Origin of the sequence: Leucothrix pacifica (assembly GCF_003172875.1) — a bacterium.
Lineage (GTDB): Bacteria > Pseudomonadota > Gammaproteobacteria > Thiotrichales > Thiotrichaceae > Leucothrix > Leucothrix pacifica.
Genome location: NZ_QGKM01000090.1, coordinates 19,889 through 30,097, shown reverse-complemented (window position 1 = coordinate 30,097; position 10,209 = coordinate 19,889). Strand labels below are relative to the sequence as shown.

General features: G+C 44.1%; 12 protein-coding genes. 1 reads left to right on the top strand and 11 read right to left on the bottom strand.

Going from position 1 to position 10,209, the window contains the following annotated elements:
* Positions 1-191: 191 nt before the first annotated feature.
* The 5 genes from DKW60_RS21290 to DKW60_RS21270 form a co-directional block, all read right to left on the bottom strand.
* Complete coding sequence (locus DKW60_RS21290; RefSeq protein WP_109839684.1) at positions 192-434, bottom strand: hypothetical protein; 243 nt, start codon at positions 432-434, stop codon at positions 192-194.
* Between the two features lie 159 nt (positions 435-593).
* The gene (locus DKW60_RS21285; protein ID WP_109839683.1) at positions 594-1,391 is read right to left on the bottom strand and encodes a hypothetical protein; all 798 of its coding nucleotides are present in this window, start codon (positions 1,389-1,391) and stop codon (positions 594-596) included.
* A 669-nt stretch (positions 1,392-2,060) separates the two neighbouring features.
* Entirely contained in the window at positions 2,061-2,522 is a 462-nt protein-coding gene (locus DKW60_RS21280) for a hypothetical protein (protein WP_109839682.1), read from the bottom strand.
* A 127-nt stretch (positions 2,523-2,649) separates the two neighbouring features.
* The gene (locus tag DKW60_RS21275) at positions 2,650-3,516 is read right to left on the bottom strand and encodes a hypothetical protein (RefSeq protein ID WP_109839681.1); all 867 of its coding nucleotides are present in this window, start codon (positions 3,514-3,516) and stop codon (positions 2,650-2,652) included.
* A gap of 165 nt (positions 3,517-3,681) precedes the next feature.
* Positions 3,682-4,137: a hypothetical protein gene (locus tag DKW60_RS21270; RefSeq protein ID WP_109839680.1), complete on the bottom strand. Its 456-nt coding sequence runs from the start codon at positions 4,135-4,137 to the stop codon at positions 3,682-3,684.
* Positions 4,138-4,593: 456 nt separating this feature from the next.
* On the opposite strand from DKW60_RS21270, the gene DKW60_RS21265 reads away from it, so the two are divergent.
* Positions 4,594-4,884 (top strand): type II toxin-antitoxin system Phd/YefM family antitoxin, encoded by a 291-nt coding sequence (locus DKW60_RS21265; RefSeq protein WP_109839679.1) that lies wholly within the window; start codon positions 4,594-4,596, stop codon positions 4,882-4,884.
* Between the two features lie 39 nt (positions 4,885-4,923).
* On the opposite strand, the gene nth is transcribed toward DKW60_RS21265, so the two are convergent.
* The 6 genes from nth to rsxB are packed head-to-tail and all read right to left on the bottom strand — an operon-like array spanning position 4,924 to position 10,209.
* On the bottom strand, positions 4,924-5,556 hold the full coding sequence (nth, locus tag DKW60_RS21260; protein ID WP_109839678.1) for an endonuclease III: 633 nt from the start codon (positions 5,554-5,556) through the stop codon (positions 4,924-4,926).
* Complete coding sequence (locus DKW60_RS21255) at positions 5,549-6,277, bottom strand: electron transport complex subunit E (RefSeq protein WP_109839677.1); 729 nt, start codon at positions 6,275-6,277, stop codon at positions 5,549-5,551. The genes nth and DKW60_RS21255 overlap by 8 nt, the downstream gene beginning before the upstream one ends.
* Positions 6,270-6,863 carry an electron transport complex subunit RsxG gene (gene rsxG / locus DKW60_RS21250; RefSeq protein WP_109839676.1) on the bottom strand — a complete coding sequence of 198 codons (594 nt, stop codon included), beginning with the start codon at positions 6,861-6,863 and terminating at the stop codon, positions 6,270-6,272. Before rsxG ends, DKW60_RS21255 begins: the two co-directional genes overlap by 8 nt.
* On the bottom strand, positions 6,850-7,893 hold the full coding sequence (gene rsxD, locus DKW60_RS21245) for an electron transport complex subunit RsxD (protein ID WP_109839675.1): 1,044 nt from the start codon (positions 7,891-7,893) through the stop codon (positions 6,850-6,852). The genes rsxG and rsxD overlap by 14 nt, the downstream gene beginning before the upstream one ends.
* A complete protein-coding gene (rsxC, locus tag DKW60_RS21240; protein ID WP_109839674.1) occupies positions 7,883-9,640 on the bottom strand; it encodes an electron transport complex subunit RsxC in 1,758 nt (585 codons plus the stop codon). Before rsxC ends, rsxD begins: the two co-directional genes overlap by 11 nt.
* Positions 9,637-10,209, bottom strand: coding sequence for an electron transport complex subunit RsxB (rsxB, locus tag DKW60_RS21235; protein ID WP_109839673.1), 573 nt, complete (start codon positions 10,207-10,209; stop codon positions 9,637-9,639). Before rsxB ends, rsxC begins: the two co-directional genes overlap by 4 nt.

Sequence of the window (10,209 nt, the reverse complement as noted above, 5' to 3'; positions counted from 1 at the left end):
TTTTTTGTCGTGTACAGAGGTTAAAAACTTCTAAACCCAAGGAGTTAATGAATCTATATAGGATATAAATATAAACTGCATTGTGTCTTGATCTGAGGAGTCTATTGCAGAGTTCAATACTGAATTTTTAAAGCTTCATTTTTCGTTTTTACTCGTTGTGATTGCTATCAATGTTGCTTCAAAAGTCACATCTATAAAGAAATATTTATTAGATAGGTTTTCAAGAATAACTTCTGTTTTTTCTCTAGTCTTAGTAATGCATTCCCAAAATTTAACATCCACTCTTCTTTTCTTTGTTCTAACGGAGGAGCCACAATTCTATTCAAAATTTCAATAGCAGCAGTTCCAGCAAATGGAATCGCCCCTAGACCTGATCTAGCAACAGCATGCAATGCGTTAGTTTTTTTATTCTTTGGTGGTTTATAGTCACTCATTATCTAATCCAATATAACAATGCCTTTGTGAGGGCCTTACTAGCTCGAAGGCTTGAAACCTAAATCTAATAAAATATTACCCGAATTCACAGAAAGTAAGTTAGCCGCTTAGTAGGTAAGTTTATTTCGACAAACTCGTTATGCTTTTAGGAATATTTACTATCTTTTTTTTCTACTAAATAAAGTAGATGAGTATTCTATTATATCATACTCATAATGATCATATGAGTAAGGTTCAAATAACATTATTCCAATTTCATCATTTGATAACCAATATAACTCGGTGGAGGGCTCAGATATTGATAGGAAGCTTGTTTCTTTATCTAAAGAATGACCACAAGACCAATAGATATATTGGCTTCCGAATATTGTTTCTGGAATGAGAGGAAGTAAAATAATATCAACAACTGGGTACCAAAACCTATTTTCAAACTGATGTTCTATAGCATGAAAGTTATAGAAAACACTTGGAGATTTACATCTAATTATTTGTTTACCATCATTGCTACTTTTATCTGTCCAAGTGTAAGTCATTTTTGAACTTCGAATAGATAGTTTTGATATTATATCATTGTTGTACGCTTCTCCTTCCCATGACCCTTTATAAATTTCAGGAATTGATGTAACTTTTCCATAAGGAACTCTTTTTGAGTTTTGAGTTAATGGCTCAATAATAAAGTTATTTAACGAGACTAGTAATATATACCAAGCTACTAAGCGAATAAAAACACTTTCTTTAAATAAGATATTTTTTAGCCAAGCCTTTGCTATTTCAAAATTTTTTCTTAAAGCGTACAATGTATTTCCTTTATTATTAATGAAAAAACTAACCACTACTAAGAAAAATATGAAAACAACTAGATATATAGGATAACGATTTAGTAAAAAAAAGAATATAAGTATAATAAATAGTGGCAAAAACCATTCTTTAATCCAATCTAAGATTTTTTCAAACAAATATTTACTCCCTTTATAGATTATCTTCTATAATAAACCACATAAACATCCACCAAACCAAGTCTTTTTTTTACTTATAAAAAAAATCATATAAGAATAACTATTGTAGGTGCAATATGTAGACGGCTTTCCCGCCCTCAGACTCAGACTACTATGAGCTGATCCGACTTCTGGTCTGTCTTCGTTGGTCTCACCTTTCGGCTTAACGTCCCTACTTGTTCCGTCAGGAGCAATACCGGATCTCTCAAGTTCCTGATACATATCTACTCACATGCCACGGCTCGAGAACTCCGCTCACAGCAATCTCACCAAACCCGATTTCTTCGCATGGACTTCGGTTGTGTTACAAACCTCGTCTGTCAGGACTCACATTCTCGGAGAGATATCAGCACTTCAGGGTCACGATAACCCCTATGGCCTATTAGTTTCTCTGTGTACGCTTCACCTGTCTTGTTCACTTGCTGTGGTACGCAACCACTGGAAAAACTGAATTGATCCGCAAGCTCCGCCACAGGCGCAACACTCGATACGGGTGGCTGGTTAGACCTTACCCGACGGGGACTTTCACCCCGCTAGATGCATCAAGCTTCACTTGACGCACTAACGCTCAATTAATCGGCGCGCTTCAGAGCGCCCAAACGAGTGCAGCGAGTGTTGTAAAATTGCTTGTTAGCTGCTTTTGCACTGAGATCCTTGTACGGTAATGACGGAAAATTGCTTCCCATTTTTTCCGTAGTAGGCATGTGACAGTGACAATGATGTTTTATTTTCGACAAATATCTTCGTCTCATCTGTGTTGCAAAGTTTATTCATGAGATCTTTACGCTTGACGTTGTTGAAGGAGCTGGAATCTATTTCCTCTGCTGAATAATTAACCACAGTGTAATTAAGTCTGAGGCCCATTTTGAAGACGGAAGCCGAATCCAATCTGGTTTCAGCATCAACCATCATTGGTAATTTCTTGTTAATGTGGCTGGCAGCGTTAACTAGAACAGTATCAAGAGCCCCTTCTTTCTGGTCTTCGTAAAATTGGCCGGTTGTGAATTTCCCTACAATCTTGCCGATGGCACCAGCAAAAGCGATAACTAGTAACAACCCTATTCCGCCGAGTATTTTCCATAACGTTTTCATTGTATATCCTTTTATTCAGCTAACACCTCGCTCACTTGATCCCGACTCAGAACGACTCATGTGGTAAACTGTAGCTATAGCAGAAGCCTAATGAGATAGGGGCAATGTACAGCAACTTGTTAGAAGTTTATGTAAAGCCATGGCTGTAAATTCCTTTTGCTTCAAGGTGTGCTTTTAATTGAACTATTGTAGTTGCTTGACATATTGGTGTCATATTAGGATCACAGACGACTGTATGAGTACTGGGTAACTTTAAAGAAAGAATCAACCCACAAAATATTGAGCTAGTTTTCAAAATTGAATCAAATACTATATCTAGTGCTTCTTCAATACTTTGTTCATTAGACCACATTGGCTCAATGAATTTTCCGCTGTTTTCATCATAACGTATTTCAAAAATTCGCAGATCAAGACCACCTTTAACTCCATGATTAAGCCTGTCTCTCATATCAATAGCATCATGAATCCACCCCTGAGTTTCAAATATTTTCTCGTAATAATCTTTTGTTCTTTCTTTGTATTCTCCAGGTAGATTTTGAAAAGCTTTTTTAACTTTTAGCCCTTTCTCGCCAAATGTCGCCAAGTTCCATCTGTTATACCCAAATATAGGTGAGGGTATTTTTACTAGATGATCAAGGATGCTTTTAATTTGCACTAAATAGACATCTAACCACCCCAGCAAACTAGACGACTGGATGGAGTAATGGTGCAGATTATCATTTCCACCTTTAGGAGACTTTTTCAACTCTGTTTTTAGATCTTCTAACTCTTTTTTATATTGTTCTTTTATTTCCCACAAGCTTGCAAGCTTCATACTTAAAATTGTTACTAATGATATTACTTGAGTTTTATCTTCATCCTTTAGGTTGGTCTTTGTTGCGATTGGTACTACGCCATTAAAGAACTTATTATTAATTTGATTATCAGTGCTTGGGTCAGTGAAACCGATTTTCATTGATAAAAGCAACTTACTATTGTTTTCCGTCTCAATCATCCCAGTTACTCTACCTCCTTACTTACCAATTTATTTCTAACGATTTGCTCAGCGGTAAATGCGAGCGCGAGCGAGTAGTTTTTCCGATGAAGCAAAATGTGTACGCCCAACATGGACTGTTCTATGTTGTGGGGGGGTGGAGGTTAGAGAATTCTGACCTACCGATTATGCATTTTTCATGTCTTCAAGGGTTTCTTCAATTTCTTTAATTCTGGCATCAATATCACCCTCATAGTTGATTGCTTTAACAATACCCAATGCTATAAATAGATAATATAAAGACCCCAAGTATCCTATGATGGAAAATACACCTATGATGCTATTAAAAGTCAAACCCAATACCATCCAGATGAGACCTATTAGTAAAGGCCGACTCATTCGATAAATAAGAACAGAAGCATATAAAACTTGGTCTCTTCCTTGTGCCTTCAGTGCTTTTAACCTCATTCTTTCATTGATTAATGAGCTTTTTCTCGTCTTTTTAAGAAATGACGATGTGCTTTTATTTGCCTTATCAGTTAACCATTGCCCTACTGCTGAAAACAGCCAAAATAAAGCTGAACCTAATGCACCCTGTATTATTACTGGCCAAGCTTTTACTGCCTCAATAAATTCTTCCATTTCTACCTCATAGATGCATAACGTTAAAGCATTTTATACCGAGTGCGACAGCACTGGGGATAAATTTCTGGTTGAGCAAAACCGCGTGCGACGGAGTCCCATATTTTACTATTAAAGGGATTGCTTTTCATGGCCTGACACATCTTCAATCACTCACCTGTCTGGCCTATCGACCAGTCTGTTTCATCGCTCAGCTCAACTTCACATTAAGCCTGATCGTTTAAATATATCACAATAATGACTAAATTTCTTGTCGCTTGAGCCGTCGGACAATAGCAATCTATCACCCTCATTATCGAGGGTGACTCGGCCTTTTAACGCCTAATGCTTCAGACGTCGGCCATACTCAAGTGGCCAAGGGACTAATCGAATGCTTTAAAACTACTCCCCGTTAAGTAGACAAAATAGCTTCTTAGTAGTATTGGTAGCCATAGCAGACAGATAAAGAGATTAACTATGAAAGTCATGTCCGAAAAAGACGCAAAGAACTCATTCGACGAATTGATGGACACAGCACAGCATGAGCCTGTCCTGATAACCAAAAGGGATCGCTCTGTAGGTATTTTTATGTCACTTCAGGAGGCAGAGAGAATCCCTGAACTAAAAGACAAACTCCTGAAGCACATGAATAAAACTGTTCAGAGCCCTCTGCTCTCAATGCTGGGAGCGCATAAGGATAACAAAGTATTCAAATCGGCTGATGACGCCGACAAATTCATCAAACAACTACGTGATGAATGGGCATGATCTGATTATCCATCAGGAAACCCAACACGCTTTAATTTTCTAAAGATTCTTCTCTTTAAAGTCACACAAATCACTAATCAAACACGCCCCACACCTAGGCTTGCGCGCCACACAAATATACCGCCCATGCAAGATCAACCAATGATGCGCATCGACCATAAACTCTTTGGGAATATGGCGCAGTAAGCCTTTCTCCACTTCCACCACATTCTTACCCTTGGCGATACCCGTGCGGTTCGACAGTCGGAATATATGCGTATCCACCGCCATGGTGGGATGACCAAACGCGGTATTCAGCACCACATTGGCAGTCTTACGCCCTACTCCCGGCAATGCTTCCAGCGCTTCCCGATCATCCGGCACTTCGCCCCCGTGAAGATCCACCAACATCTGGCAGGCGGCATAGACATTTTTCGCTTTATTGTTATATAAACCAATGGTTTTGATGTGCTCGCGCAGTCCTTCCAAGCCTAAATCGAGAATGGCTTGTGGGGTATTGGCGACTTTAAACAGGACATCGGTGGCTTTATTGACGCCTTTATCAGTGGATTGTGCGGAGAGTGTGACAGCAACCAATAGTTCAAACGGACTGCTGAAATTGAGTTCGGTGGTGGGGTGCGGATTGGCTTCACGCCAGCGTCGGAATATCTCGTAACGTTTGTCTTTATTCACTGGCGGGCACTCCTCCGATCACTTTGCTGGCTGCTTCTGCTGCGGCTTTTTCTTGCTGGCGCTTGGCGATTCGCTTGGTTTCCAGACGGTCATCGATGATATTTTTTAGCGCGATAATTAAGCCCAAACCCAGAAACGCTCCCGGTGGCAGTATGGCCAGTAAGAAGCCGGGGTAATCCTTGTCAAACACCTGCATGGTCAGGCCTTGCGCGGCGTCACCAAACATCACAGATGCATTGGCAAATAGCGTGCCGCTACCGATGACCTCACGCATGCCGCCCAATACCACCAACAGTACCAAAAAACCGAGCCCCATCATGAAACCATCCACAATCGAGGGGATAATTTCATTTTTAGAGGCGAAGGCTTCAGCACGCGCGATGATGGCGCAGTTGGTGACGATCAGCGGAATAAAGATACCCAGTACATTGTGCAAATTATGCAGATAAGCATTCATTAACAGGTCAACCACCGTCACATTGGCAGCGATAACCATGACATAAAACGGGATACGGATTTCCCGGCTGACCCAGTGGCGACTAAAGGAAACCGAGCCATTAGAGATCAGTAGTGTTACCAAGGTCGCCAGCCCTAGGCCTAAGCCATTGACCGCATTATTGGTTACTGCCAACAGTGGACACAGCCCCAATAATTGCACTAATCCGGCATTATTATTCCACAGCCCGTCGGCGATAATTTGTTTGTAATTTACGTCACTCATTGATGCTTAGTACCTCACGTACCGCATTGACCACCGCTCTGGGGGTGATGGTTGCGCCCGTAAACTGATCAAAATCACCACCGTCTTTGCGTACTTTCCAGCGATTTAACTCAGGGTTCTGTAAGGATTTTCCGGCGAATTGCAGTATCCAGTCATCTTTACTGGTTTCAATCTTATCACCCAAGCCCGGTGTTTCTTTATGGGAAATCACCCGTACACCGCGCAAGCTATTGTCAGCATTGATACCAATCACCAAGCTAATCGGGCCACTGTAGCCTTGTAGGCTGGTGACTTCGTAGATGTCGGCAATTGCGGTTCCAGACTTAGAAGCCGTGTATTTTTTGGCGGTATCAGCCAGACCTTCAATACTCAGAGGCAGCGTTTGAGCACTGGCCAACAAGTCATTATTATAATCTGCGGCTGAAACAATCTCATGCAGACGTTGCAACTTCATCAGGCGCGCATTCTCAGCAATTTGGTCTTTGGTCAGCCATTGTACAACCACCAATAACACCACACCAACCAATGCAAAAAATGCCAGCATGGAGCCAGCGCGCCAGATGGCTTTTAGGTTATCGTTTGCCATGCACCGCCCTCCCTGAGTCACCGAAGACTTTGGGTTGAGTGTAATAATCAATCATCGGCACGGCCATATTCATAATTAATACCGCGAACGCTACTGAGTCCGGATATACACCCCAAGTGCGAATTACGTAGATAAAGAAGCCGATACTCGCGCCGTAAACCAATTGCCCGAACGGTGTGGTGCTGGCTGATACTGGGTCAGTTGCGATAAAGAATGCGCCCAACATGGTTGCGCCGCTAAATAAGTGGAACAGTGGGGAGGCATAGATGCTGCTATCCACCAGCCACATCAACGCTGCCACTCCCGCCAGACCAGCCAAAACGGATACAGGAATTTGCCAACTAATCACACGCGCTTTAATCAGGTATAAACCACCCAGTAGATAAGCAAGCGATGTCCATTGCCACGCCACACCAGAGAGCCAACCGAAGTGATCACCCGCCACGATATCTTGGTAGCTTTGGCCGGTAATCAGGCCGGTTCTGACTTCGTCCAATGGCGTTGCACGAGTGATGGCATCCCAGTCTGCGTCCATTTGTCCAAACACAATCGATAAGCTATCGCTAAGGCTTAGCCATTCTCCTGTGACAGAGTAAGCGCCGGGCCATTGGCTCATCTGCAGCGGGAATGACACGATCAACACCGCATAGGCAATCATGGCAGGGTTAAACGGGTTATAGCCGATGCCTCCATATAGATGCTTGGCGACAATGATGGCAAAGAACAATCCGACCAGTATCAACCACCAACTAATCAGTGGCGGCAGTGTGAGCGCAAATAAACAAGCCGTCACAATGGCGCTGAAATCTTTAAGGAACGGTTTAACCGGCTTACCGCGAACCCACAAGGCGATGCCTTCCAGTGCTAAGGCAAAAACAACGGCGAGCACTAAATTGATCAGGACGCCCCAGCCATAGAAATACAGTAAGGTTGCAACAGCGGGGATCAGTGCGTAAAGCACTTGCTTCATTAACTGCGAGATATCCGGCGCATCATTAACAAGACTGGTGATTCGCGTATCAAACTGCATCAGAGTTATCCTGTTTGTTTTTCGCAGCGGCTTTTAACGCAGCTTTTTTGGCTTTTGCGCGCTCCATGGCAGCTTTTATCGCGTCTTGTTTAGAGTCGCCCTCGCCCGCTTTTCCATCTGCTGCGGCTGCCTTCTTTTTCTGCAAGGCTTCTTTTTGCTTGCGGCGCTTTTCTTCACGCTCAGCCTTCTCGCGCGCTTTGCGGAATTCATGGAATTCATGACGTTCGCGGGATTGACTGGATTTGATAGCAGCTTGCTGTTGCGCTTTCATTTCAGTTTTAGCAAAGCGGAAATAATCCACTAAGGGAATATGACTGGGACAGACGTAGCTACAAGCACCACATTCAATACAGTCGGACAGGTTATGCTCCGCGACTTTCTCAAAGTCCCGTGCCCGTGCGTGCCAGTACATTTGTTGTGGGAGCAATTTAACCGGACAAGCCTGCATGCATTTGCCGCAACGAATGCAAGGCATCACTAAACGCTCGTCATCAGCCGGATCATGATCATTTAATCGCAACTCGTCACGGGAGCTGATTAAAATGCAGTTGCAAGCTTTGACAACGGGTAGCCCATCAGATGGCAATGCAATCCCCATCATTGGGCCACCCATAATCAGGCGCTCTGCCTTGTCGGTATAACCGCCCGCTTGTTCAACCAAAAAACTAAACGGTGTGCCGATGAGTGCTTCGAAATTCTGTGGAGATTGAATACCGTTTCCGGTGACGGTGGTGATTCTGGAAATCAGCGGTTTGCCCGCGACCACCGCTTCATAAATACTGTAAGCCGTGCCGACGTTATGGCACAACAAGCCCAGCGACGGTGAACGAACACCTTTGGGAATCTCGATACCGGTTAATATGCGTGTGAGTTGCTTGGCGTCACCGCTGGGGTACATGGTGGGGACGGCAACGACTTCAATACGTGGGGCGCTGGCTATTGGTGAGACAGTTTGGATTGCCAATGATGCGGAGTCAGATGAGTCACCAGATAGTTGCGTGTTACTCCCCTGATCGGCTTCTATTTGACCATGACCAGCATTTCCAGCTGCTCCCAGAGTTTCCAACGCAGAATTTAATGCCGCAATCGCCTCAGGCTTATTATCTTCGACCCCGATCAGGCAGCGTTTGGCCTTCAGAAGGTGCATCAAAATATCAATGCCGACGATCACTTCCTCAGCACGCTCGCGCATCAACATATCATCACAGCTGATGTAAGGCTCACACTCCGCGCCATTGATAATTAGCGTTTCAACATTCCCCTCACCGGCTGAGGCTAATTTCACCTCGCTGGGGAATACTGCACCACCAAGTCCAACCACTCCGGCCTGCTCAATACGCTGAAGCAATTCATCCGCAGCGCACTCACGATAATCCGCAAGCGGTGCTAAACGCTGGTTTCCCCAGTCATCTTTTCCATCGCTGTCCAACACGATGCAGCTACCAGCCAGCCCGGAAGGATGTGGAATAGTTCGCTCTTCGATAGAGGTAATGACACCGGAGGTCGGCGCATGAATAGCCGCACCAATACCGACCGCGCTGACTGATGCCAGCATTTGTCCCTTTTCAACGGTATCACCAATCGCAACCTTTAAATCCGGCAAGTGCCCGACATGTTGTTGCAGCGGTATAATCAGCTGCGGCGGGATTGCAGTATGTTGAATAGGCTGGCGAGTCGAGTCATCTTTGTGAAAGGCAGGATGCACACCACCGCGCATTTTCCATAATTTCTGAATCAAGGTGTTCATGCTTTCACCTCAATTTTGATTGGAATTTTGCCCAGTGTGGCAGGCTCCGGCCACACCCAGTTATCAGTGCTTTGCGGCACAGGAATCATATCGATACAATCCACCGGACAGGGCGGTAGGCACAGCTCACAACCGGTACATTCATCTGCAATCACCGTGTGCATCAACTTAGCGGCACCGACAATCGCATCCACCGGACAAGCCTGAATACACAGGGTGCAACCGATACAAGTTTCTTCACGAATAATCGCGACTAACGGCACATCGGAGTGTTCACCGGCTTCTTCATCCAGCGGCAACGGCTCTACATCCAGTAAATCAGCAAGCGCCTGAATGGTCGAATCCCCCCCCGGCGGACAGTGATTAATGCCTATCTCACCTTTTGCAATCGCTTCGGCATAAGGACGACAACCGGGGTAACTACACTGGCCGCATTGGGTTTGTGGGAGTAACTGGTCGATTTGATCGGTGATGGGGTCACCTTCAACCTTGAACTTTATTGCGGCATAACCCAGCAAAGCACCAAAAAATGCCGCCAGACCAACCATCACGAGAATTGCCATTAACAT